This is a genomic window from Loigolactobacillus bifermentans DSM 20003 (genome assembly GCF_001434575.1).
In the GTDB taxonomy this organism is placed as follows: domain Bacteria; phylum Bacillota; class Bacilli; order Lactobacillales; family Lactobacillaceae; genus Loigolactobacillus; species Loigolactobacillus bifermentans.
This window is the reverse complement of sequence record NZ_AZDA01000025.1, coordinates 1-25280: the sequence shown is the minus strand read 5'-3', so window position 1 is coordinate 25280 and position 25280 is coordinate 1. Positions and strand designations below refer to the sequence as shown.

Here is a 25280-nt window from a genome sequence, read left to right as displayed (position 1 = left end):
TCCCTTCAATTTTTAATCGTTTTTTACTTCAATATTATCAGTACCAAACAAGTCTGCCGCTGCTTGAACAACAGCTGGGGTCTCAGGTTGCTTTTGCGCCGCTTTTTGGTGGGCTGGTCGGTGCGTGGCAATGTACTGTTTCCGCACGCCAGGCCACTCATCACTAGGCACAAACACAATTTTTGGGGTTGCGCCCACTAACCGGTCTAACCCATTTTCGAGGGCATCGATCATTTCTGAATTGGTATTGGCCCGTTCCAATAAGAATTCATTTTCAAATGAGACCACCACACCATCTGGGCTAGCCGCCACTGGTTTTGACACCAACATTAACGCCCGATATTGGGTTTCAAGCATGTTCAGTAACTCATCCCAAACTTGCTTCAAAGCAACCAGGTTGTCCTTCGTAGCGTGATCCAAAATTGGATAAATCGCCGCCACATTGGCATGAACCGCCTTATGAGTGACTTTTGCTGGCCGCGCTGGCGCCTTTTTAGGTTGTGGTTCAGCAGCACTGAGCGTTTTCACTTGTGCTTGTAATTGCTGAACTTGTTGCCGTAACTGTTGCACTTCGTCGTCGCTTGCGGTGGTTGCCGTTGCTTGTGACGCAGCCTGGCCAACTTCGCCTGCTTGCGGTTGCGTTAATTTTACACTTAAAACTTCCAAATAAATATCCGGATGGTTGGTAAAGCGTAATTGCTGCTGCATATCGTTTAGCGTGTCAATGATCTGATAAAGCTGTGACGCTGTTAGCTGTTCACTAAGCGCCTGCAACTGCTCATCCACACTGCCCATTTCCAATTCTGCCACTAAATCTGGGGCCTTTTGGTATAATAATAAGTCCCGGCTGTAGCTGATCAAATCTTCAATAAAGCGTCCAGCATCCTTACCAGCCGCTAGCAACTGCTGCAGTAAATTCAATGCTGCACCTGTATCTTGGGTCACAACGGTGCCTAAATACTCGGCCAGCATGCTTTGCGCCGCACTCCCAGTCACTTGTAGTGCATTGGCCAAAGTCACGTGATTGTCACTAAAGGACAAGACCTGATCCAAAATGCTTAACGCATCCCGCATGCCACCTTCCGCCGCTTTGGCAATGGCCTTTAAGGCCTCCGGTTCAAAGGTGATTTCTTTTTGTTCTAAAATATAGACCATTCGTTGATAAATAGACTGGTTGCTGATCCGTTGAAAATCAAACCGCTGCGTCCGCGAAATAATCGTTAACGGTACTTTATGCGGCTCGGTGGTGGCTAAAATAAATAACACATGAGCCGGTGGTTCTTCCAATGTTTTCAACAAGGCATTAAACGCCCCGGTGGATAACATATGCACTTCATCGATAATGTACACTTTATAATCCGCCACCGTTGGCGCATATTGGACCTTATCGCGAATGTCCCGAATCTCATCCACACCATTATTAGAAGCCGCATCGATTTCGATCACGTCGCCTAGCTTACCGGCGGTAATCGCCTGGCAGGTGTCGCAAGTATTACAAGGCTCCCCATCCACTAAGTGATGACAGTTGATCGCCTTAGCCAAGATCTTAGCCGCCGACGTTTTCCCAGTCCCACGTGGCCCGGTAAATAAATAGGCGTGACTGGTTTGTTGACTGATCAAAGCATTGCGTAACGTACGCGTGATGGTTTCCTGACCGACAATTTCTTCAAAACGCTGCGGTCGCCACGTTCGATATAGCGCTTGATAAGCCACTCAAAGCCCTTCCTTTCGCTACCAGATTCATTTATTATACAGCACTTTTCACTTGATACCAAGCGGGTAAATCAGGTGCTTTTTGTCACTAAAAAACCCTTAGCCATCACAGCTAAGGGGGTTATTTCAAAATAATAAGCGACACATGCCACATCCTACTTAGTGCTGCTTTCTTCCGAACCTGACACGATTCGTAAGCGCAACATTGTCGCTTAGCCTTTCGGCATAAACTAGTATACAAAACTTTGCGCAAAAAAGCTAGCCCTGTTGGCGTAACTTTTTCGCAGCTTTTTGTTTGGCCCGAATCGCTCGGAAAAAAGCCCGTAATTGCGCCTGCGATTCAGTGGCCAAAATACCGGGGTAAACTGCGGCCTGATGGTTAAACCGCGTATCGGTTAACAGGTTCATAAAAGTGCCTGCTGTCCCTGCCTTGGGATCACTGGCCCCGTAATAAACGGCCCCGATCCGGGCATTGATAATCGCGCCACTACACATGGGACAAGGCTCCAGTGTGACAAAAAGTGCGGCTTCCTCTAGCCGCCAGCTTTTAATGGTGCGACACGCGTCTTGGATCGCCAATAATTCAGCATGGGCCGTGGCATCCTGGGCCTGTTCCCGTAAATTATGACCGCGACCGATCACCCGACCATTTTTCACCACAATGGCCCCAATGGGAACTTCGCCTAAAGCGGCGGCTTGCTGTGCTTCGGCTAAAGCCATTTGCATATAAGTTTCAATTTCGATTTGTTCCATTTTTACCTCATTAAAAAAACGCCAAAGGTTTGCGCCTTGACGCCTTGTTTCAGCTTCATTTAATCTTTGTTTTTAATTTTAGCAGCGTAATTGACCAATGCCGTCCGGAAATCATCGGCCACTTCTTTGGCACTACCTGAATATTCTGCAAACCGATCCCGGAATTCATCAAAACGATCGGCTAAGTTAACTAAATTGGTAATGTCATCATCAGACAATTTATCTACAAAATCCAATGCCCGTTGACTGCCTTTTAAGTTGTCACGAACAAAGGTCTTCACACGATAACGATTTCGATGACTTTCAATTTGTGCGACGATCGCATCTGCGGCAAAATAAGCACCGGCTGCAGCAACGGTGGCGGTAACACCTAATCCAATCAGTAGTTTATGACCTGTTTTCATGAGATAGCCCCCTTGTTTAAATGACGCTTACACTGTTAAAGTTGCGCTTGATCTTGTAAACGTCTCCGCTCGTTAGCCTTAGTTTACCATATCCAGTGCTGACTTGCAGACATCACACTGGCTTATTGCTCCCTTAGTTGACTGCGCAAAATATAGTAGCCCTTATCTTTATGCACCAATTCAGCATTGCCAAACGTTGCTTGCATATTTTTTTGAGCAGATGGCGCCCCTTGCTTCTTTTGTAACACCACCCACAACTCACCGCCTGGCAATAAATGTGCTTTGGCTTCGGTTAGCATTGCCGTTACCACCGCCTTACCGGCTCGAACCGGCGGGTTGGTTAAAATCGCCGCATACTGGGCCGTGACATGTTCATAGACATTTGACTGAAAGATCGTTGCATTTTCAATTTGATTGCGCTGGGCGTTTTCCCGGGCCAAACTCATGGCTAATTCATTGACGTCCACCATATCGATCTGACGCTGGGGCATTTCTTTGGCGAGACTGAGCCCAATCGGCCCATAACCGCAACCAAGATCTAATAACGGCCCTGCTGGCAGTACTTGTGCGGTAAAGGTCGCCAATAAAACCCGGGTCCCATAGTCGACAGTTCGTTTCGAAAAAACACCATTGTCACTGGCGAACTGCAACGTTTGCCCACGCAATTCAAATGACCAATATTGTTTATTGTGTTCAACATCTGGCTGTTCTGAATAATAATAGTTTGCCATTTTTTCCATCCTTTTGCTTTCACTGTGTTTGTGCTAGAATGATTGTATCACGAAATTCGGAGAAGCGCTGAATACCCCATATTTAGTGGCTATTTAAAAATTAGCTACTAAATATGGGGTATTTTAGTTGCTTTCTGTGGTGGAAGTCATTATACTGATTACAGAAATTAAGAAGTGATCCCGTTGATCATCAGGAGGTTTTCAGCATGAAAGAATTAACTGTCTACACTAAAAACGGCTGCGTGCAATGCCGCATGACCGAACGTTTATTGACCCAATTACACATTCCTTTTACAGAACATAATCTTGATCAAGAACCTGAATATATCGATTACTTGCGTGATAAAGGTTACCAGGCAACACCAGTGATTGAATCAAAAAGCTTTAGCTTTACTGGTTTCCGCCCAGACAAATTACGTCAACTCGCCATTTAAGGTTAAAGGCACGCTTGCAGCGCAAGGTGTCTTTTCTTTTTTCACTTCTTTTTATCAATTTAATTATCGGAGGATTTTATGTCTCTTAAAAATATTGATCCACAAACCATTACGTACTACGAATTGAATAACCAAATCAACATCCCAGTCAACGGGCAGATTCCCTTAAATAAGGACCAAGACGCGTTGGCTGCTTTCTTAAAGGAAAACGTTGCCCCAAATACCAAACAGTTTGATTCATTTCAAGCTCGGCTGGCCTATTTACTCGACCATAACTACTTGGAACGCGACTTTTTAAAGGCCTACAGCCCTGAATTCCCAGAAAAGCTTTACAACTGGCTGCATCAGGCCGGTTTCCATTTTAAGTCCTTTATGGCAGCCTACAAGTTTTACGCCCAATACGCGCTTAAAACGGATGACGGGGCCTACTATTTAGAACATTTTGCGGACCGTGTTTGGGCAAATGCGTTATACTTCGGTGATGGTGATGAAAAATTGGCCCAAGACCTGGCTGATGAAATGATCCATCAACGTTACCAGCCGGCCACACCTAGCTTTTTAAATGCTGGCCGTTCGCGGCGTGGCGAATTAGTCAGCTGTTTCTTATTACAAACCACTGACGATATGAACAGTATTGGCCGGACGATTAACTCTGCCTTACAATTATCCCGAATCGGCGGCGGGGTCGGCATTACCTTAACCAACTTACGTGGTGCTGGTGACCCGATCAAGCATGTTGAAAATGCGGCCTCAGGCGTGTTACCTGTTATGAAGTTATTGGAAGATTCTTTCAGTTATTCCAACCAATTAGGCCAACGCCAAGGTGCCGGTGTGGTTTACTTAAACGTTTTCCATCCTGACATCATTGCCTTTTTAGGCGCTAAAAAAGAAAACGCCGATGAAAAGTACCGCTTAAAGACCCTTTCCTTAGGCGTTGTGGTGCCCGATAAATTTTATGAATTAGCCCAACAAAATGCGGATATGTACTTATTCAGCCCTTATGACGTGGAACGCGTTTATGGCGAACCTTTCTCTTACGTGGACATTACCAAGGAATACGATCGCATGGTGGCCAACCCTGACATTCGCCACAAGATCATTAAAGCCCGGGACCTTGAAAATGAAATCAGCAAGCTGCAACAAGAATCCGGCTACCCTTACATTGTCAACGTGGACACAGCAAACCGGGCCAACCCAATTGATGGCAAGATCATTATGAGTAATTTGTGCTCTGAGATCATGCAGGTCCAAAAACCATCGATTATCAACAATGAACAAAACTACAATGAGCTGGGCACTGATATTAGCTGTAATTTAGGCTCAACGAATATTCCAAACTTAATGCACAGTCCTGATTTTGGCCATTCCGTTGAAAGCATGGTGCGGGCCTTAACCTTTGTCACCGATCATTCTGACATTGATGTGGTGCCTTCGGTTCAACACGGCAACCATTTGGCCCATACCATTGGTTTAGGCGCCATGGGCTTACACAGTTATTTCGCCAAAGAACATATGATGTATGGTGACACGGAAAGCTTAGACTTCACCAACATTTACTTTATGTTGTTAAACTACTGGACCTTAAAAGCCTCTAATGAGATTGCTCGGGAACGTCATGAAACGTTCTACAATTTTGACAAGAGTCGCTACGCCGATGGCAGCTACTTTGATCAATACGTGACCAAAGATTGGCAACCTGAAACGGCTAAGGTCAAGGCCTTGTTCAAAGATATTTTTGTGCCCACTCGCGCAGACTGGGAAGCTTTGAAAACAGCCGTTATGGCGGATGGCTTATACCATCAAAACCGGATTGCCGTTGCCCCGAATGGCTCAATTTCTTACATTAACGATACTTCTGCTAGTTTACAACCGATCATCAACCGAATTGAAGATCGGCAAGAAAAGAAGATCGGGACGATCTATTACCCAGCGCCTTATTTATCCAATGACACCATGCCTTATTACACCAGTGCATATGATATGGACATGCGCCATGTAGTAGACATTTATGCCACTGCGCAACAACATGTGGATCAAGGCATGAGTATGACCTTCTTTATGCGTTCAACGATTCCTGAAGGGCTATATGAATGGAAAAACGGTGGTACCAGCAAAATGACCACTCGGGACCTGAATATTTTACGGAACTACGCCTACCAAAAAGGCATTAAATCCATTTATTACATTCGGACTTACACCGATGACGAAGATGAAATTGGCGCTAATGCTTGCGAAAGTTGCGTCATTTAATTACAATAAACTTGTTTGACAGACCGGAAAGCGCTAAGAAGCAAGTGTTCTTGGCGCTTTTGTTGCAATAAAAGCACCACGAAAGGATTGAACTCATGACAGCACGTTACGATGCAATTAACTGGAACGCGGTTTCAGATGCCGTTGATAAAGCCACTTGGGAAAAGTTAACCGAACAATTTTGGTTGGACACCCGGATCCCCGTTTCAAATGATTTAGATGATTGGCGCACGTTAGATGACAAGCACCAATGGTTAGTCGGTCACGTTTTTGGTGGCTTAACCTTACTCGACACCTTACAGTCTCAAGATGGCCTCGCTGCTTTACGGAAAGATGTGAAAACTCCTCATGAAACAGCGGTGTTGAATAACATTCAATTTATGGAATCCGTCCATGCAAAAAGTTATTCCACTATTTTCTCAACGTTAAACACCCCTGACGAGATCACTGAGATCTTTGACTGGAGCGATACGGAAGAATACTTACAAAACAAAGCGGCTTGGATCTATGACTTATACCGGGATGCTAGCGTTGATCCTTTGAAAAAGAAGGTTGCCAACGTTTTCCTTGAAACTTGCTTGTTCTATTCCGGCTTCTATACCCCACTGTATTACTTAGGCAACAATAAATTAGCCAACGTGGCTGAGATCATTAAATTGATTTTACGAGACGAGTCCGTCCATGGCACTTACATTGGCTACAAGTTCCAAATTGGCTTTAATCAATTAGGTCAAAACGAACAACAAGCCATGCAAGACTGGTTATTCGACTTCTTGTACAAATTGTACGACAACGAAGAAAAGTATACCCACTTGTTATACGATGATGTGGGCTGGACGGATGAAGTGCTGACTTTCATTCGTTACAATGCCAACAAAGCCTTGATGAACTTAGGTCAAAATGCACTCTTCCCTGATACAGAAGCAGATGTGAACCCAATCGTCATGAACGGGATCTCAACCTCAACTTCTAACCATGACTTCTTCTCACAAGTCGGCAACGGCTACCGTTTAGGCGAAGTTGAAGCGATGAATGATGCCGATTATCATGTCTCGGCACCTCAAGAACCAAAACCGGACCAACAATAGACCAATAAAAGACGCGCCATACTTCAGTTGCTGTGAAGTATGACGCGTCTTTTAATTTTCATCTGGTCCTGGACGCCGTGCCCAATGTAACCAATGGGGAATCAGTAATGACCGCTTAGCAGGTTGCTTCACCTTTTGGTTCACGACACCCATAATTTGGAGTAGAACAAACAACACTGAATGCCGCTTGCGATATGCCACATATTTCGGTTGCCATTGGGTGACGTACTTTTCTTTATACGCCCGTAATCCCTGGAAACCGTAAAAACGGTAGCCGTACTGATAAATCAAATGGGCCGCCCGTTCTTGCAAAAAAGCATAACGCGAAACACCCACGTTGGCCAACGGGGTATTGCCGAGATCAAAGGTTTGGTACCCTGCTGTTGGCCCAATCAGAAACAAATGAATGAACAATTCGTCCATGATGCCAGCCGGCGCAGATTGTTGATGCCGCATGAGATCAATGGATAAGATGCCTGGTGCCATGGGCATCAGATTGGCAAATGCAATGATCTGGTCATCAGGCGCCTTGATCACTGCAATCGGCGCTTGTTGCAAATAATTTTCATCAAAAAAGCCGAGTGAAAAGCCTTCTTCTGCCCGACCATCTAACCAACTATCAGAAACGATTTTCAGTTGGGTCAGTTGTGCTGTCGTAAATGGTGGCTTTAAAATTTGAAAATGGTAACCTTCCCGTTCAAACTTGTTCAATAAAGTCCGTTGGGTCTTACGCTTCTTCCCAGCCAGACTAAAGTCAGTCAGATCGACATAGCCTTCTTCACCAATTTTAATAAAATCATAGCCCATTTCATGTAGCTGCATGGTCAACTGCTGATCCACTTCATAAAAGACTAATGAGTAACCCCAGCGATCACTGAGCTGCATCAAATCGGCAATCGCAGCCGCCCAATCCGCTTGATTGCCGATTGGCGGTCCCAGCAATACCAGTTTATCCGCTTTAAATTGAAAAAGAAACAAAACCCGATCCTCGCCTGCCACTTGATAGTAACAACAATACTTATCCTTTAAATACGCCAAATGAGAAATTTCATTACCACCATAATGCTGAATCAACGCCTTAAAGCGTGCCGCATCAAAGATGCTGGCAAAATCAGGCTGACGCCGACCTAAATAATGATAGATCAACAAAATCATTAACGCTGCTACTAGCATCCCAATAAACCCTGACAACCACAGCCGCTCCGAAGGGAAGAACAACGCCTGGGGCACATGTTTAGGCTTGACGTGATGGTGCGGCCAATTATACAAACCAACCAAAGCATATAAAATAAAGGCGCCGGCAAATAACACATTATCCACCAGCTTCGCACCCCACCCACGCGTTAACCGTTGTCGATAAAGCTCCCGTTTGGTAAACAAAGTTGCCACAAATACCAGACTTAACAAAATGATGATCCGCAACGAAAAATCCCAGACTAACGTGTTCAAGGAAGCAATGCCTAACACGAGCAATGTGGGCCAATAAGCTTGCTGGACTTTGTTGGCAATGCCCCGAGCCAAGCCTAGCAATAAAAACGCCACAACGATCATCGATGTTTGAGAAATAAACATAAACGTAAAGGGATATAACCGCGCCACCAACCGATTATTAAATGCGAAATTTGGCACGGTTGCCATTAATAACAACATGATCCCCGAAAAATATAAAAACAGGACCAATAACCCGTGGGCCAACTTATGTCCGAGCTGTACCGGCAGGCCTTCCAAATACGTATTTAACCGGTGCCCGGTGTCCTGAATAAAGAAAATAACCCCTAAGGCAAACGGGAAAACGTAATAAAAAAGGCGATAAAATAGCAACCAAAGCACCGCATCTGCTCGGTTCACCCCTAAGAAACCCAATCCTAAAATCATAAACACATCAAACGTGCCTAACCCACCAGGTACCATCGACACTACGCCAACCACAGATGCTGCCGCAAACAACGGGATCACAGCAGTGTTTTGAATGGCATTTCCATTCAAACTATGGCCGATCATTAAAAATAAGACGATACAGCCGGTCCACTCTAACGTTGACCCGACCAATAAACGTAGTGAACGTTGCCAAGTTAAGTCCTCAAAAAAACGACTATTGCGCCAATGTGTTCCGAAAAGCATGAGCGGGGTATACAGGCCACCACCAACTAGCCAAAACCAATAATGCTGAAATTGCTGGCCTTGCGGCGTCCACAACAAGGCAAATCCTAGCCAACACAACATGGATAAACCAGACAATAAAAACAGTGCAATTTTTGAAATTGCAAAGATGATCTGCTTATGTGTTGCCTGTTGACTATAAAAGTTAGCCCGTAATGAGGCGCCTAAAAAGCCCCCAAAGCCGGCAATGTTGGTAAACGTATTGACGATCCAGCCAGACCGTAACACATAACGCCGTTTAAACGTCCCTGGCAAAAACTTGACGATCATTAAATCGTAATTCAGCATTGGCACTACCGCTACAAAACCGGCGACCAATAACACCGCAAGCTGGCCAATACTTTGATCAGCTAAGCTTTGGCGTAACTGGGCACCACTTAGGTCGCGGCCAATGCGGCCCACTTCAATAATGACAAATACCAACATCGACAGCATAAAAATCGCCTTAAACACGGTCATCCGCTTTTCGATCCACTGCCAAATTTGATTTAATTTCTCCAAGAAAGATCCCCCTCATTAAAATCACGTCTATTATCCCAAGAACTTGCCTGCTTTTCAAGAAAAGCCCGACCGTCTTACAAAAATGTTCGTTTTGTTGCCGATTTTATGCTAAGATAAAACCTAAAAAATCAGTCCGAATCGAGGAATGCTTATGACAACTTTTCATGCTTACCAAGCCAGTCTTGGCACAAAACAACCGATCAGTTCCACCTCAGTTGCCGCCGCAAAAGCGGTGACTGCAACAATTGAATTAGCCCGTATGGCAAACGAATTCGGTGCCGTTGGCCTGAACCTCCAAGCGGACCACTTGATCGTATTAGACCTTGATCATAAGGACGGCAATGACGGCGTTCAGTACTTGCAAAAGGCCGGTTTAACCCCACCCTTACAAACCTATTTTGAACAAACAGCTAACGGCAGCTACCATTTCTTCTATCGGCTGCCAGCTAACCTCACCTTAAAAACGCCGAAGATCAACCTGTTTCCTGGCGTTGACCTGTTAACTGAGGCCGTTATCATTGCCCCTTCGCAAGGTTACAAACAAGGTGATGTCGACTTATTTACAAAACCGATCCAGGAACTTCCCATGGCCTTTTTAAACGACTTATTGGCCAAAACTGACCTTGAACTAACTGACCTCAAGGCGGTTGCACCGCTTAAACCTTGGACCACCGGTGCATTATTAACCGCCTTACAACAAGGCTTTACCACGATCACCGATTTCAAGCCACTGGTAGCACAGCTAGCGCTGCTCGTCACCCAACAGGCGATTGCGCCAACGGTCGCCAAGGCCGCTTTAAATTGGGCCGCCCATGAGCCTAATTTTGACTGGCAACAAGCATTACCTGAAAACTGGTAACCATTTTCGTTGGTGTTTGAAACGCTTTCATTTATAATGGTGATAAGGAACCTGTTTCCTTAAATCATACAGAAAGTGGGTGTCGCCATGTCAAAAGATGACACACTGAAATTAGCGGTTCAACTTGCTACTGCTCAGATTCAAGCCAATGCTCTGGCAAAAAGTGATGATCCAGCTGCAAAACTCGTTTTACCTGGTGATTTGATGGACTTAGTTGAAATGTATGTTTTAAAATTAAACCAAAAATTCAATGCTTAGATGTTAAAAACCACTTTCCAGCTAAATGGAAAGTGGTTTTTTATGGCTATTTTGACACTGACTGGCTTTTAAACGCTGTAACAAATGCCAGCCGCGACAATCCGTTGTTTTTAAAATCAAAGCAGACAGCTGGGGGTGTTGGGTTAAAATCGAAACCACTTCATCTCGACAAGCCGCACTTTGTTCCAAACTAATCAAAAAAAGTGCGTCCAAATGCGTGATTTTAAAGCCATGCGCAAACGTGACGTTTTTTTGCAGGTGTAACTTTAATAATTGCTGTGCTCGCGTTAATTGACGCGCCCGCAACAAATAAAATGTCGGTCCTACTTGGAGTATATAATCATTTAATGGAAAAAGTTGATACCCACGATTTTGGTGCTGATAAAAGTCCGTCAGCCAAGTGACGGCTTCAGTGGCACGATTATTCAACAAAAATTCCTGACAATCTGGACAGCTGGGTAAACTACCAATCGTGTGCTGATTACTATCATGGAAATTTAGCAGTTCCACCAATTCTTGAAACAACTGTGTTTGCCAAAGCTTTAATATCGCCACTTCTTTTACCATCACCAAAATCCCCCTTCCCTGATCATTTTAGATCACCTCTATTGTCACTGGTTCCAGCTGTCAGTTCAAGTTCAATTTTTGTTAATATAATTATTCTATAAAGAGAATATATTGGCAAACCAGTATTGGCTCAAATTTTAAATCGAATACAATTCAATTGCAAAAAATACAACCGTTTTCTTTTAAAACTGGGCTAGCCCGCTATTTTGTCAAGTGATATACAGCATAAATAATGTCCATTATTTAATATTTATACTGTTAAATATTAAAATTGACTTTAACTTCAGATTAGATTGTAATATTTAATAGGGAGTTATTTTATTGACAACGCACGATTGCCTTCAAGATCATAGAATAAGAGGATTGTTATGTTACTAGAAAAAGCACTGTTAGAGAAATCTGACTTACAAAAGTTTAATATGTATCGTCATTTGAAAAGCTGGGAATCCAGAACCTTTACGATCAACGATCTCAGTCGTGCGACAGGTTTATCCTATCAGCAAACCTACAATAGCTTTCAGGATCTGTTGGTTGACCTGCGGCAACTAACCCCCGAACTGAAAAACATCAAGCACAATGCTTTGTTAGAAGCGCGCACTTTTACGGTTTCAGTTGACCAATACCGCTTATTTTTAGTGGAAAACTCTCTGGCCTTTATGTTTGTGGACTACTTACTACATTGTACTGAACCCACATTAGTGGCGTTTTGTGAGACCCATTTTGTCAGCCGCTCTACCTTTTTTCGTAAAATTAACGGCTTGAAAAATTTATTGGCCCGTTACGGCTTAAAGTTCTCATATGCAAATCTTAACATTAAGGGCAATGAAGCAAACATCCGCCTGGTGCTGTTTTACATTTACTGGCTGGTCTTCCATGGCTTGAAATGGCCCTTTAAAACAGTTGACTACGCAGCCGTTAAACAACAGCAGGCCCATTTAAGCCAAGGCATGCAACTCAATGAGCTTCAGATCTTACAAGAGCAATACTTGTTAGGCATGTGTGCCACGCGGATCAAAACGAATCACTTGTTGTCGCCACAAGCGGACCACTTATTCCCAATGCCTATGATCCCCTACCCCGTACCGGATACATTAGATTTAACTGAACATCAAATCGCTACTGAATATGGATTTTATCAATTTTACCAATATACAGGCTGTACCTTCACGGATACCCCTAAGACCCAATACTTCTACCATTACTGCCAAGAGGAGCGTAACTTGGCTTGGCAATTCGTTCAAGAACTGCTAGGCTTCTTTAGCCAATGCTGTTCTGCTCAGTTGATCCACCAAATGAACGCCGATCACGTATTAATCACCAACCTGTTACGCTTGGCCACGCGGATCCAATACAGCCAGCAAATCGCACCGGTTGCTGCTGATTTCGTTGAACAAATCATCCAACCAGCGCAGCATCATACCTTGGCACAACAGCTCACCAACTTTTTTGACAGCATTGCCGCCAATCAACAAATGGCGATTTTTATGCGAGAACGTTTAGGCATGCGTGAGGCCTTGCTACAAATTTTGTTGCCTTATGCCTCTGAACTCGAAAAACAAGGCACGTTGCACATTCAATTGCTGATTGAAGACGGCTTAACCAGCTACCTGCTGGAAAGCTATTTAACAACGTTACCCATCACCACGATTCTCAAACCGCAGCAAAAAGGCATCACCCCTGATTTGATCATCACAACTTTAGATACGACCCTGTTGCCACCAACAACTGCACCGGTCTTCTCCTGGCCATTGTGTGCAGATGACAATAGTTACTTTGTGTTGTGGCACCGATTAAAGGACATTTATCAACAAAAAACGTTGTAACGGCACGTTGGCAGACGTGCTGTTTTTGCGCACTAACTGCTGGGATAAAGCGACTTGATTAGGCAAGTACTGTCCAAATGTATCAATAGTTGCTTGACGCTCTTCTACCAGAACAGTTCAATATTCAGGCAATGTTATGATGCGCCAAACAATTTTTATTTCCAGCAAGTGTTTCGTTTCCCTTGTCATCTCACCGCTATTAACCGTGATATACAAACCATAAGGAAATATTCCATTCATCATTTGCAAAAAAAGACGGCCTCCCAATTGGGAAACCGTCTTTTTTAGCAAGTAGAAAAATTACTTCAAAGTAACTTCTGCACCAGCAGCTTCTAACTTTTCTTTTAATTCGTTAGCTTCGTCTTCTGAAACGCCTTCTTTGATAACTGAAGGAGCGCCATCAACTAAGTCTTTAGCGTCTTTCAAGCCAGCGCCTGTGATTTCACGAACAGCTTTGATCACTTTGATCTTAGCTGAGCCAGCACCAGTTAATTCAACGTCAAATTCAGTTTTAGCTGCAGCAGCGTCGCCGCCAGCAGCACCAGCAGCAGCTACAGGAGCAGCAGCGCTAACACCAAATTCGTCTTCGATTGCTTTTACTAAGTCGTTTAATTCAAGGATAGTTGCATCTTTTAATTGTGCAACGATTGCATCTTTATCTAATGCCATGAGTATATTCCTCCTAAATTGTTTTAAAAATTAAATAATAATAACTACTATTCAGCGTCAGCTTCTGGCTTAGCATCAGCAACAGCCTTAACCGCATACGCAACGTTGCGGATAGGTGCTTGTAAGACAGAAAGTAACATTGAAAGCATACCATCGCGGTCTGGCAACTTGGCAAGTTCGTTGATTTGATCTAATGTGGCAACTTTGCCTTCAATCAAACCACCTTTGATTTCAAGTGCGTCAGCTGTTTCAGCAAATTTAGCTAAAATACGCGCTGGTGCGACAACATCTTCATTTGAAAAGGCAACGGCTGTAGGACCAACGAATACGCTGTCCAAGCCTTCAAAACCAGCCTTATCAGCAGCACGACGTAACATCGTGTTTTTGATAACCCGCAATTCAACACCTGCTTCACGTAATTCCTTACGTAATTCAGTATCCTGCGCAACTGTTAAGCCACGAGAATCAACGATGATTGCTGAAGCTGCGTTCTGTAATTTTTCGGTAACTGTTTCAACTACCTGTGCCTTTTGAGCAATTACTGCTTCACTCACGAGAATCTCACCTCCTATTAGAATCAAAGTGCAACGCACTTTGTGGTGATTTCTCCTAATCAAAAAACGTTGTGTCAAAGACACAACGCCGCTGAGAGTTTGCTAATCGTACAAACTTTCTCCTCGGCGGGCAGTTTACAAAGTAAACAATTAAGGCAAAGCCACCTGAGTCTTAGGTAGAAATATAACCGAGTGCTAATATACCATGAATAATCGGAATCGTCAAGATAAATTTCATAATCGGTAGTTACTTGATTCAAAGTAACATCCCAGCTGATTATTTGCCTCAAAATAAAAAACACACCGTTAAGTGTGTTTTAAAAATAACTTTAGAATGACGCAACATCAATTGTAAGGCCAGGGCCAAATGTTGATGTTAACGTTAAGCTTTGGATGTAAGTCCCTTTTACAGCTGCAGGACGAGCCTTTGCAATTGTATCTTGTAATGTTGTGAAGTTTTCAATTAACTTCGCATCATCAAAGGAAATTTTACCGATTGGGGCATGTACGATACCAGCTTTGTCAACACGGTAAGCAACTTGACCTGCTTTAATGTCGTTAACAGCCTTTGTAACGTCCATTGTAACTGTCCCAGTCTTAGGGTTAGGCATTAAGCCTTTAGGACCTAAGACACGGCCTAAACGGCCTACTTTGGCCATCATTGGTGGTGTTGCAACGGCAACATCAAAGTCCAACCAGCCATCTTGGATTTTTTGAACTAATTCGTCAGCACCAACTTCGTCAGCACCGGCAGCTTTAGCTGCTTCTGCTTGTGGGCCTTCAGCGAAGACGATCACTTTTTGTGTTTTACCAGTACCATTAGGTAAAACAACGGCACCACGAATTTGTTGGTCGGCCTGTTTAGGGTCAACGTTTAAGTTGTAGGCAACTTCAACAGTTGCATCGAATTTTGCAAAATCGATTTTTTTAACTAAAGCGACTGCTTCGTCAACGGCGTATGCTTTGTTAGCATCGACTTGTTCAGCAGCAGCAGTATACTTTTTGCTCTTTTTAGCCATGTGTTTGTTTTTCCTCCTTGCAAATGTGGTCAACGGGCGTCGAAACGCTCTTCCACCTGATTAGACAATTTTCATTGAGAATCCGTACAGGGTTCAGACTAGTCTTTAACAGTGAAGCCCATTGAACGAGCTGTACCTTCAACCATGCGCATTGCAGCTTCAACGTCTGCAGCGTTTAGGTCTTGCATCTTTGTTTCAGCAATTTGCCGAACTTGGTCCTTGGTTACTTCAGCGACCTTCTTCGTGTTAGGTTCGCCTGAACCATGTTCAACACCAGCGGCTTTTTTGAGTAAAATAGCTGCAGGTGGGGTCTTGGTTACAAAGTCGAATGAACGATCTTCATAAACACTGATCACAACTGGAATTAACATGCCTGCTTGGTCAGCAGTACGTGCGTTAAATTCCTTTGTGAAGCCCATGATATTGATCCCCGCTTGACCTAAAGCAGGACCTACTGGGGGAGCTGGAGTTGCTTTACCGGCAGGAATTTGTAGTTTTACAACGTTAACAACGTTTTTAGCCACGAGACATAACCTCCTTAAGTCCGTGAATGTGGTGAATTTGGCTAGTAGATTTAGCCTCCCACGATGACACATGCATTGCGCCGAAACGCCATGCACCGAAATAGCTTAGCATAAAATGAATGCTTTTTCAAGATTTGGTGACAATTTATTCTGGATTTGGCGTGATCTGAAGCCTACCAGTAGCATCTCGCACAGCCGCAGGTCGCGGTGGCGCCCATAAAAACTGCTGTACCGCTTGGTCCACTTGCCGATTTTCATGTAACAACGTATGTTGGCCACGTCGCCCTAAAATCAGTGTTTCTTGATATTGTTGCCAGCGGTGTTGCAGCAAAAAACGTAAACTTAACACGCTTGCGACTGCAACAACACCATCACTTTGACTATTATCTTGGCGATCACCGGCAATGTTTAAAAAACGAATCTGAGGTGGTAATTGTGACATGGCCTGCTCTAACAACCGATACGTTGGGGCTTTGTCTACTGGGCCAGTTGCCAACAACCGAATGACTTGAATTGGGTATTGGTCTTCTGCAATTTCATCATCATTATAAGGCGCCCCCAAGCTCACAAAAGCGTTGATTTTTAAACCAGTTGGCAATGGCGCGATCAATAAACTACGCAAGGCACTGACTGCCCCCATGGAATGAGCCACAATATTCAACTGGTCAACCGACCAACGTCGGTGTAAATAGTGATAGATCTGCTGTAGCCAATGTGCCTGCTGTGTCAAACTGGCATGGTTGTTTTGAAAAAGCACTTGGATCATTGGATTCTCAAGACCAGACAGGGTGCCGCTTACCTGCAGCCCACCTTGTGTGGTAACACGGATCACCACTTGTTTTTGCGCCCAGCCGTGACGTTGTAGCCGTGCCATTTGCCGGCCAAATGATAAGCGATTACCGTGGTAGCCGTGAATGAATAAGGTTGGCACCTGCCGATAACTGAGCCTAACTGGGGCCATTGGCAGCCGTAAAGTGGTTGGCTGCGGCTGGGCAAGTTGACGCCAGTACCCGATCAAAATGGCACCAAAACTTCCTATTATTAGTAGTAAAAGCCAGCCCATATCATCACCTCATTTATTTACTGAACACATCATAAAACCCGCCAAGTCGTTTGTCCAACAACTTGGCGGGTTTCGTTAAAACTTATTCGTCGTGATAATTAACTAGTTGCGTTCTCTTTTCTTCAAACCGAAGAATGAACTCCCTAATAAGATTGCTCCTAAAGCAGCTAAAGCGCCTGCTTCTTGGACATCATTACCAGTTTGTGGCAAGGTTGTTGCCTTGGTTGTGCTTAAAGCCTTCAACTGGGCAGCGCTGGTGGTTGCTTGATCAGCAGCGTCTAAAGCAGCCGTAAAGACTTTATCAGTAGCAGTCTTAGCCGCAACGGCCTTTTCAGTGACACTTTGGCCAGCTGTGGTAGCGGCAGTTGCGTCAGCGGTTGCGCTGGCCTTAGCCAAAGCAGCTTCGGCAGTTGCTAATTCAGCCTTAGCCGTTGCTAAGTTCGCATCCGCATTGACTAAAGCGGCTAATTTGGCTTGGTCAGTGGCTAATTTAGCTTCAGCCTTGGCCAACGCAGCCTTGGCGTTAGCCACCGCTGTAGCAGCCTTGGCAACTTCAGCATTGGCTGCGTCAACAGGTGCTTGCGTTTCAGCGGCAGCGGCTTGGGCATCCTTCAAAGCAGCTTCAGCAGCAGCCAAAGCAGCTTTTGCTTCAGTAACAGCTGCTGGAATGTTAGCCAATTGGTCTTGGTAAGTTTGCAAATCAGCTTGATCAGCAGCTAATTGATCTTGTGCAATCGTCTTAGCAGCTTTCGCGCTCTTAACTTGGGCAGAAGCATCTTTCAACGTAGCAGCAGCTGCGTCTAAAGCAGCTTGGGCAGTTGCAAGATCAGCAGCCGTTCCATCAGCAACTGTTTGCGCACCATTGGCGGTTCCGACTGCCCCTGCTAAGGTACTCTTAGCATCGGCTAAAGCTGTTTTAGCATCAGCTAATTGTGCGGCAACCCCGGTTAAGTCGCCTTGGTCAGCGGCCAATTTAGCTTGCGCATCCGTCTTAGCAGCCTTTGCACTCTTAACGGCTGCTGAAGCATCTGCCAAGTTGGCATTGGCCGTGTCTAACGCTTTTTGAGCAGCTGTTAACGCAGTGGCAGCATCATCAGCTAATTTTTGAGCGGCAGTGACCACCCCTTCATCAGCGGCAATGGTGCTCTTCGCGTAAGCCAAGTCACTTGCAGCGGTAGCCACGTCTTGGGTTGGCAAAGCATCATATTGTGCTTGCAAGGCAGCTAAAGTGGCTTGTGCAGCAGCTAAGTCAGCCTTAGCTGCTGTTTGCACAGCTTCAGCTTCCGTTAATGGCTTTTGTTTCTCAGCTTTCGCAGCGGTATCAGCATCCAATTGCTTTTGAGCAGTTGCAATGGCATCTGCATCCCCAGCCGTTTGGGCATCCGCCAAGGCCGCTTTATCCGCCGTAATGGCATCTTCAAGCGGTACTACAGCCGCCAAGGCAGCTTGGGTTGCGCTGCTTGCTGCATCAACGGCCGTTTGGTCCTTGGCAACTTCAGCAGTTGCAGCAGCAATCTTATCCGGTAATGTGTTGGCATTATCGTAATCAGCTTGCTTTTGCAATTCGTCTGCTTTGGCAGTTGTCACCGCGTTTTTAGCTGTGGTTAAAGCGTCATCTGCATCCGCTTTTGCCTGAGTGGCAGCATCTACTTTGGCTTGTGCTGCGTCAGCAATCACAGCTGCACCTTCTTTGGCCGTTAAGGCAGCCTGAGTTGCGCTACTAGCTGCATCGACAGCTGCTTGATCATCCTTAACCTCAGTCGATACTTGTGGCAAGGTTGGATCAGCAGCTAACGTATCGACCGCTTTTTGCGCAGCGTCGACGTCACTTTGTGCCGTCGTAACGGCATCTTTAGCCGCGGTCAAAGCCGTTTGAGCAGCCTCATTTGTCTGTGTAGCAGCATCAACCGTTGCTTGTGCCGCATCATTGATGGTAGCAGCGCCTTCCTTAGCATTTAACGCAGCTTGGGTCGCACTACTGGTTGCATCAACCGCTGCTTCATCATTGGCAATTTGGGCTTGCGTGTCTTTGATCTTAGTGGCCAACTTCGTTTCTGTCAAGTCATTAACAGCAGCTTGGTCCGCTGCAACGGTTGCTTCAGCAGCTTTAACCGCATCGTTATTTGGCTTAGCAGCAGCCGTTGCGTCATCAGCAGCTGATTGTGCAGCGTCTGAAGTCGCTTGAGCACTGGCAACAGCAGCTTTTGCTGTGGTCACATCGGCTTGATCCTTCGCAACTTGATCTTTCGCAGCTGAAATGGCCTCACTAGTAGCCGCCTTTTTCGTTGCTTGGGCAGCGCTTACTTTTTGACTTGCATCACTAACGGCTGCGCTAGCAGATTTGGTCGTTGTTGCAGCAGCCTTCGTTGTGGTTGCGGCGGCAGTACTGGTTTTTGCAGTTGTCGCTGCTGGTTGTGCCGTTGTTGCTGCACTGCTTGCCTGAGTTGTACTAGCGGCAGCGCTGGAAGCAGCGGTACTAGTAGAAGCAGTACTAGCAGCCGTTGTGGTTTCCGTTGTAGCAGCTGAGCTGGCTGCTTGCGTTGTGTTTGAAGTTTCTTCTGTCCCTACTGAAGCCGAAGTTCCAGCATCGGCTGCTTGAACGCTTTGTGTGCTAAGCGCTAAAAATCCCCCTGCAGCAGCAATTGTCCCTGCGGCTAAAACGGTTTGACGTAACTTATTTTTTGTTGACACGATTCTTTTCCCCCATATCTTTTTTTAGAATCTGGTACTCAAAAAACAATCACTGATCCATAAACCTGTAATCACTTCACAAGTAATTACTTTAGAACTTGTGACAAAAACAACTAGCTAATTGTTTAGCAAAATTATTATATCATCTTTTAACCTAATTTTAACAATTTTTTTGAATTTAACCCGTGATTTAAACGTTTAAAATTGATTTAAACAGAAATTTTTAGTTGTAATTATCATTTAAAACTTATTTAAACCTTAAGCTACCGATTTTACGTCATGTGCATTTTTGATCATGTAGACGTTTCACAAACACAGTTAAATTAAGAAAACGGTTTACAATTTAGCGTCAATCGCTTTTTTTCAAGCTACTAAAAAAAGCGTTTTTTAGACACTATTGTCAGTCCTTTGTCCAAATCAAAAAAATTTCTGGCGCAGCCGCTAACACACCATTTTTTGGCAAAAAAATAACGATGAGGTAAAAATTCATCTCATCGTTAATTGATTTAAGCAAGCCCACCGGATAAACTGACCTTCCCGGAACGGTCGATCACCAAACCTTCGATTGCCGGTGCCTGATTGATCATTTCAATGGCAATTTGGGCTGGTTGGCCAAATAACCGTGTTGTCCACAATTCACAATCTAATGACCGATCAGCAATCACCGTTAAACTGGCCAAGTCGGTGCTAACTGGGTAACCGGTACGGGCATCCAAAATATGATGGTACTTCCGACCATGAACCGTTAAACTACGCTCATAGATGCCTGACGTTACCACTGACTTATCACGTACTTTTAAGATCTGTTTATAATGGCCCCGTGATTTGGCTGGATCTTGGACCCCAATCCGCCAAAGCTGGTCGTCATGCTTGGGCATTGGCCCCATCGTCAGCACATTGCCCCCTAAATTCACCATAGCAGACGAGACACCGATTTCCTTGAGGTAGGCCACCAATTTATCCGCAATGTAACCCTTGGCTAAAGATCCTAGGTCAATGGCCATTCCAGGTTCTTTCAAATAAACTGAATGGGCAAACCCATCTAAAATAATGTTTTGCGGGTTCGTTTTAGCCAAAGCCGTGACGATTTCTTTTGGTTCTGGTAACTTTGCATCTTTAAACCCGATCCGCCAAGTTTGAACCAATGGCCCAATGGCAATATTGAGCCGGCTTTGTGGAACCAGACTGTAATGCAGGCCGAATTCAATTAATTCAAATAATTCCGGGTGGACCACAACGGGCTCGATCCCAGCGCGTTTTGAAATCGCCATTAATTCAGAACTGTTATCGTTGGCACTAAAACGATGCTCGTAGATCTTCAACCGATTTACAAGTTCATCTAAAATTGGTTCTGGTTGGTCTGCCTCGATTTCTAGTGTAATAATGGTGCCCATCATTTGTACTTGTCTGGTTGCTTGTACCATGCGGCTAACTTCCCCTCATCCAGCTTTCCCACTTACGGAAGCGTTATTATTGATATAAAATTAACACCAAACTTCTTTTTAAACAAGTCACAATTACAAAACAAAAAGCAGTGCACCTTATTCAGGTCAAACACTGCTTTTGAAAAATCAACTTAAATTTTATCCACTTGATCGTAATCCAATTCAGTACTGGTTTCCCGACCAAACATATCGATATTAACCTTTAATTTCAGCTTTTCAGCGTCAACAGCCGTGATCTTACCAGCTAAGTTTGCAAAAGCACCGTCCACGATCTTCACATTTTCACCAACTTCAAAGCTGGTGTCTGCATGACGTGCACTCATACCTAATTGCTTCAAGATACGCTCAACTTCGTCTGGCAACAATGGGGCAGGCTTACTGCCTGAGCCGTGACTGCCAACGAAACCAGTGACACCAGGTGTATTCCGAACCACGAACCAAGCTTGATCGGTCATGACCATTTCAACCAAAACATAACCTGGGAATTCCTTTTGCATGGTCACTTTATCTTTGCCATCTTTGATCTCATGTGATTCTTGCTCTGGAACAACCACACGGAAAATGTTATTTTCCATTCCCATTGATTGGGCCCGTGACTCTAAATTACTTTTAACCTTGTTTTCGTAGCCTGAATAAGTATGTAACACATACCATTGTTTTGCCGCTGATTCTTCTGGCATAGTTGTAAACGACCTCCTAAAGTCTCTAACTGTCTCATAGTTGATGACAAAATAAAAAAACTCCGCCACGCGAAGTTCTTCTTAAGTGAATCTATTATAGCAAAATTCGCCCTATTTGAAAACCAATAGATTCAAGAGCCACTGTAAACCGTAATCTACAATGGCAAAAAAGATGGCAAATAATACCGTCATCCCAACAACTGTACTGGTATCATGCCGTGTTTCCTGACGCGTTGGCCAAGTTGTTGCCTTCATTTCTCGGCCAACATCACCAAAAAAATGGATTAATTTCATATTGATTTACCTCGTCTCTTGATGAACCGTTTGTTTTTGACAATGTGGACAATACTTTTTAATGGTAAACCGCGTTGTCCGCTGGGTATTCACCGACACCTGATAATTTCTTGCCTGACAAATTGAACAGACCAATGTAATTTTTTCCTGTGCCATACTCAGCCCACTTTCTCAATCAAGTTTTTCAGCGAGTCATCCTCACTGTAACTAATCGAGTTTAGCATCATTGAACGGCTCTTGTCAAAGCTAATGAAAAATCTGGGGCCAAAAGATACCTAACAACAAACCGATCATTTGCAAACCGTTAAATAACATGTGATTTTGAATCGCTGTTTCAAAAGTCGTTTCCTTGACTTGAACCTGTTTAAAGGTTTGTAAATTGCGCCAAATAATCGGGAAACTTAGTAAGACGATTAATTGTGACCAAGGTAACAGCTTTAACACCACGCCGATGATCACTGTTACAAAACAGCTTAGCATGATGACGAAGTAAAGCCGTAATGACCACTTTTTTCCTAAGTAGTAAGGTAATGTATAACGTTTATTCCGAATATCTTGTTCAAGATCCGACATATTATCCGCAAACATCACATTGGCAACTGCTAAAATACAAGGTAATGCCACTAAAATAATCGTCAAGATCCATTGTAAATTACCATTAATGTGAAAGTTTGGCCAATTAAAGGTAAACCCAAACAATTTAGCCGCTGGTAAGTTCATATAGACGGTTAAGAAAAATACCCCGAAACCTTCTGCTAAGCCAGACAATAACTCCCCTAACGGAAAACGCGAAAATGGAATGGGCCCGTAGGTGTAAAAAATCGTAATAAAAATACCAGCCCCGCCCATAAATAAAAGCATGAAATTTGTTCGAAAAATCAACCAGACACCTAATGCACAAGCAATGGTGATAAACGTGATCATCAGATTCAACGCAAAGCGCGGTGATAAATGCTCCCGTCCAATAATGTTATAAGTCTCACGATAATGCTGATCAACCGCCAATTTATAGTCTTGCACGTTATTAAACCCTGTCACGAACATGGCCACTAACATCTGTGCAATAAAATAGATCACACTATTGCCCCAATTTACCTGATGAAAGTATTCAATACTATATAATAAGCCTAAAATAAACGGTACAGCGCTGGCCGTTTTGGCATTTAAGCGAATAAATTCTAGAAACAGCTTAAATGTCATGGGTTTGGTAGCAGTTTGCTTCATCTCCCAAAAGCATCTCCTTTTTATTTATCAATTCGTTATTAGCTTAACAAGCAATCAAAATTTAAGCAAACACGATTCAAAATTGCGCCAGACCAACGTTTATGTAATGAAGCGCCATCATTTTTAGCTGAAACCGTTTCATACGGGATACTTTCAAGGAAAAACTTACACAAAATCAGATAGACAAAAGTGCGGATATTCTGTATAATTTAGTCGTTCAAATCTTGCACTTATTTTGCATTTATATCTATCAATTAAGGGGTGTTTTTATGGCTGAGAAAAATATCGTAGTTGTCGGCGCCGGTTTTGCCGGTGTTGCCGCAACAAGACGGTTGGCCAAGCGTTTCAAGAAGAATCGCGACGTCCATATTACACTGATTGATCGCCATTCCTTCATGACTTATATGACCGAGTTACATGAAATTGCAACCGATCGTGTTCCTGAAGAAGCGGTTCAGTATGATTTAGGTCGTTTATTTGCGCACAAGCGTAACGTTTCAATCGTAACAGATGATGTGACAGGTGTTGATCATGACAAAAACGTTGTGACAACCAAGCACGGTAGCTATGCTTACGATTATTTGGTACTTGCCATGGGGGCTGAATCAAACGATTTCGGTACTCCTGGCGTTAAAGAACATGGCTTTACACTTTGGTCTTTCGAAGATGCGGTTCGTTTAAAGCATCACATTCAAGATACAGTTGCTGCTGCAGCCAAAGAACATGATCCAGAAAAGCGCAAAGCAATGCTCACCTTCGTTGTCGTTGGTGGTGGCTTTACTGGGGTCGAAACAGCCGGTGAAATGATCGACTGGCGGCCTATTTTAGCCAAAGAAAATCACATCGATCCAAATGAGATCCACATCATTTTGGACGAAGCAGTGCCAACGATTTTAAACATGTTAGACCGGCCTGATGCTGATCTAGCGAAACGGTTTATGGAAAAGCATGGCATCGACGTGCGCACAGCTGCGCCAATCACAGCCGTTAGTGCGGACGACATGACCTTGAAAGACGGCACACATGTCCCAACCAACACGGTAATCTGGACTGCCGGTTTGAAAGCTAATACAGATACTGCTGATTTCGATATGGAACAAGGCCGCGCTGGTCGTTTAGTCACCAACGAATACATGCAGTCTGAACAATATGCCAACACTTATGTGATCGGCGACCTTTCCTTAAACAAGGATCAAGGCGATCGTGGCACGCCACAAATCGTTGAAGCCGCTGAACAAACTGGGGCTTGTGCTGCTGAACACATCGTTGCGACTGAAACAGGTGCAACACCGAAGCCATTTAAACCTAGCTACTCTGGTTTCGTGGTTTCAGTTGGGTCTCATTACAGTGTGGCCAACGTCTTTGGTAGCATCCACTTAAGTGGTTGGTTCGGGACGATCATGAAGCACATGATCAACTTGCTGTACTTTGTGACAACCTTTGCCGGCTATTACATTTTCCAATACAGCATGCACGAATTCTTCCGGAACAAGAATGGTCGGACACCTTTCTGGGGTCACCTTGGGCCTAGAATAAAAAGTGTACAAGTTAAATAGAGACTCTGATTTAGTATAAT

At 44.2% G+C, this 25280-nt stretch carries 24 protein-coding genes, 1 other RNA gene and 1 other annotated feature; of the genes, 7 read left to right on the top strand and 18 right to left on the bottom strand.

Annotated elements, in window-relative coordinates:
* Nucleotides 1-12: 12 nt before the first annotated feature.
* The 5 genes from dnaX to FC07_RS04495 form a co-directional block, all read right to left on the bottom strand.
* A complete protein-coding gene (gene dnaX / locus FC07_RS04510; protein ID WP_057903935.1) occupies nt 13-1713 on the bottom strand; it encodes a DNA polymerase III subunit gamma/tau in 1701 nt (566 codons plus the stop codon).
* A gap of 122 nt (nt 1714-1835) precedes the next feature.
* An RNA gene (gene ffs, locus FC07_RS15570) (signal recognition particle sRNA small type) lies at nt 1836-1935 on the bottom strand.
* Between the two features lie 36 nt (nt 1936-1971).
* Nucleotides 1972-2466 carry a tRNA adenosine(34) deaminase TadA gene (gene tadA, locus FC07_RS04505; protein WP_057903934.1) on the bottom strand — a complete coding sequence of 165 codons (495 nt, stop codon included), beginning with the start codon at nt 2464-2466 and terminating at the stop codon, nt 1972-1974.
* A gap of 59 nt (nt 2467-2525) precedes the next feature.
* On the bottom strand, nt 2526-2870 hold the full coding sequence (locus tag FC07_RS04500; protein WP_057903933.1) for a hypothetical protein: 345 nt from the start codon (nt 2868-2870) through the stop codon (nt 2526-2528).
* 122 nt (nt 2871-2992) lie between these two features.
* The gene (locus tag FC07_RS04495) at nt 2993-3601 is read right to left on the bottom strand and encodes a class I SAM-dependent methyltransferase (RefSeq protein WP_057903948.1); all 609 of its coding nucleotides are present in this window, start codon (nt 3599-3601) and stop codon (nt 2993-2995) included.
* Nucleotides 3602-3807: 206 nt separating this feature from the next.
* Between FC07_RS04495 and nrdH the strand changes: the two genes are divergently transcribed.
* The 3 genes from nrdH to nrdF all read left to right on the top strand — a co-directional run bounded on the left by nrdH (nt 3808) and on the right by nrdF (nt 7373).
* The gene (gene nrdH / locus FC07_RS04490) at nt 3808-4035 is read left to right on the top strand and encodes a glutaredoxin-like protein NrdH (RefSeq protein WP_057903932.1); all 228 of its coding nucleotides are present in this window, start codon (nt 3808-3810) and stop codon (nt 4033-4035) included.
* 78 nt (nt 4036-4113) lie between these two features.
* Nucleotides 4114-6285: a class 1b ribonucleoside-diphosphate reductase subunit alpha gene (gene nrdE, locus FC07_RS04485; protein WP_057903931.1), complete on the top strand. Its 2172-nt coding sequence runs from the start codon at nt 4114-4116 to the stop codon at nt 6283-6285.
* 95 nt (nt 6286-6380) lie between these two features.
* Nucleotides 6381-7373, top strand: a complete 993-nt coding sequence (nrdF, locus tag FC07_RS04480; RefSeq protein ID WP_057903930.1) for a class 1b ribonucleoside-diphosphate reductase subunit beta — start codon at nt 6381-6383, stop codon at nt 7371-7373.
* Nucleotides 7374-7424: 51 nt separating this feature from the next.
* On the opposite strand, the gene mprF is transcribed toward nrdF, so the two are convergent.
* Complete coding sequence (gene mprF, locus FC07_RS04475) at nt 7425-10034, bottom strand: bifunctional lysylphosphatidylglycerol flippase/synthetase MprF (RefSeq protein WP_338040251.1); 2610 nt, start codon at nt 10032-10034, stop codon at nt 7425-7427.
* 151 nt (nt 10035-10185) lie between these two features.
* Between mprF and FC07_RS04470 the strand changes: the two genes are divergently transcribed.
* On the top strand, nt 10186-10893 hold the full coding sequence (locus tag FC07_RS04470; RefSeq protein ID WP_057903929.1) for a bifunctional DNA primase/polymerase: 708 nt from the start codon (nt 10186-10188) through the stop codon (nt 10891-10893).
* A gap of 87 nt (nt 10894-10980) precedes the next feature.
* Nucleotides 10981-11151: a hypothetical protein gene (locus FC07_RS15820; RefSeq protein ID WP_155797847.1), complete on the top strand. Its 171-nt coding sequence runs from the start codon at nt 10981-10983 to the stop codon at nt 11149-11151.
* A 21-nt stretch (nt 11152-11172) separates the two neighbouring features.
* On the opposite strand, the gene FC07_RS04465 is transcribed toward FC07_RS15820, so the two are convergent.
* Entirely contained in the window at nt 11173-11718 is a 546-nt protein-coding gene (locus tag FC07_RS04465; protein WP_057903928.1) for a hypothetical protein, read from the bottom strand.
* Between the two features lie 368 nt (nt 11719-12086).
* Here FC07_RS04465 and FC07_RS04460 point away from each other — a divergent pair, with 368 nt between their 5' ends.
* Nucleotides 12087-13541, top strand: coding sequence for a helix-turn-helix domain-containing protein (locus tag FC07_RS04460; protein WP_057903927.1), 1455 nt, complete (start codon nt 12087-12089; stop codon nt 13539-13541).
* Nucleotides 13542-13841: 300 nt separating this feature from the next.
* On the opposite strand, the gene rplL is transcribed toward FC07_RS04460, so the two are convergent.
* The 11 genes from rplL to FC07_RS04410 form a co-directional block, all read right to left on the bottom strand.
* Nucleotides 13842-14210 carry a 50S ribosomal protein L7/L12 gene (rplL, locus tag FC07_RS04455; protein ID WP_057903926.1) on the bottom strand — a complete coding sequence of 123 codons (369 nt, stop codon included), beginning with the start codon at nt 14208-14210 and terminating at the stop codon, nt 13842-13844.
* A 47-nt stretch (nt 14211-14257) separates the two neighbouring features.
* Nucleotides 14258-14764 (bottom strand): 50S ribosomal protein L10, encoded by a 507-nt coding sequence (gene rplJ / locus FC07_RS04450; protein WP_057903925.1) that lies wholly within the window; start codon nt 14762-14764, stop codon nt 14258-14260.
* Nucleotides 14765-14815: 51 nt separating this feature from the next.
* Nucleotides 14816-14959: a sequence feature (ribosomal protein L10 leader region), on the bottom strand.
* A gap of 134 nt (nt 14960-15093) precedes the next feature.
* Complete coding sequence (gene rplA, locus FC07_RS04445; protein ID WP_057903924.1) at nt 15094-15783, bottom strand: 50S ribosomal protein L1; 690 nt, start codon at nt 15781-15783, stop codon at nt 15094-15096.
* A 98-nt stretch (nt 15784-15881) separates the two neighbouring features.
* The gene (gene rplK / locus FC07_RS04440) at nt 15882-16307 is read right to left on the bottom strand and encodes a 50S ribosomal protein L11 (RefSeq protein ID WP_057903923.1); all 426 of its coding nucleotides are present in this window, start codon (nt 16305-16307) and stop codon (nt 15882-15884) included.
* A 145-nt stretch (nt 16308-16452) separates the two neighbouring features.
* On the bottom strand, nt 16453-17370 hold the full coding sequence (locus tag FC07_RS04435; RefSeq protein WP_057903922.1) for an alpha/beta hydrolase: 918 nt from the start codon (nt 17368-17370) through the stop codon (nt 16453-16455).
* Nucleotides 17371-17472: 102 nt separating this feature from the next.
* A complete protein-coding gene (locus FC07_RS04430; RefSeq protein WP_057903921.1) occupies nt 17473-20061 on the bottom strand; it encodes an LPXTG cell wall anchor domain-containing protein in 2589 nt (862 codons plus the stop codon).
* A 506-nt stretch (nt 20062-20567) separates the two neighbouring features.
* Nucleotides 20568-21485, bottom strand: coding sequence for an FAD:protein FMN transferase (locus FC07_RS04425; RefSeq protein ID WP_057903920.1), 918 nt, complete (start codon nt 21483-21485; stop codon nt 20568-20570).
* A 152-nt stretch (nt 21486-21637) separates the two neighbouring features.
* The gene (gene nusG / locus FC07_RS04420) at nt 21638-22186 is read right to left on the bottom strand and encodes a transcription termination/antitermination protein NusG (RefSeq protein ID WP_057903919.1); all 549 of its coding nucleotides are present in this window, start codon (nt 22184-22186) and stop codon (nt 21638-21640) included.
* 111 nt (nt 22187-22297) lie between these two features.
* On the bottom strand, nt 22298-22480 hold the full coding sequence (gene secE / locus FC07_RS04415; RefSeq protein ID WP_057903918.1) for a preprotein translocase subunit SecE: 183 nt from the start codon (nt 22478-22480) through the stop codon (nt 22298-22300).
* A 6-nt stretch (nt 22481-22486) separates the two neighbouring features.
* On the bottom strand, nt 22487-22636 hold the full coding sequence (rpmG, locus tag FC07_RS15565; protein ID WP_083483199.1) for a 50S ribosomal protein L33: 150 nt from the start codon (nt 22634-22636) through the stop codon (nt 22487-22489).
* Between the two features lie 90 nt (nt 22637-22726).
* On the bottom strand, nt 22727-23704 hold the full coding sequence (locus tag FC07_RS04410) for a UbiA family prenyltransferase (RefSeq protein WP_057903917.1): 978 nt from the start codon (nt 23702-23704) through the stop codon (nt 22727-22729).
* Nucleotides 23705-23973: 269 nt separating this feature from the next.
* On the opposite strand from FC07_RS04410, the gene FC07_RS04405 reads away from it, so the two are divergent.
* Complete coding sequence (locus FC07_RS04405; protein ID WP_235807454.1) at nt 23974-25260, top strand: NAD(P)/FAD-dependent oxidoreductase; 1287 nt, start codon at nt 23974-23976, stop codon at nt 25258-25260.
* The last annotated feature ends 20 nt before the right edge of the window (nt 25261-25280 follow it).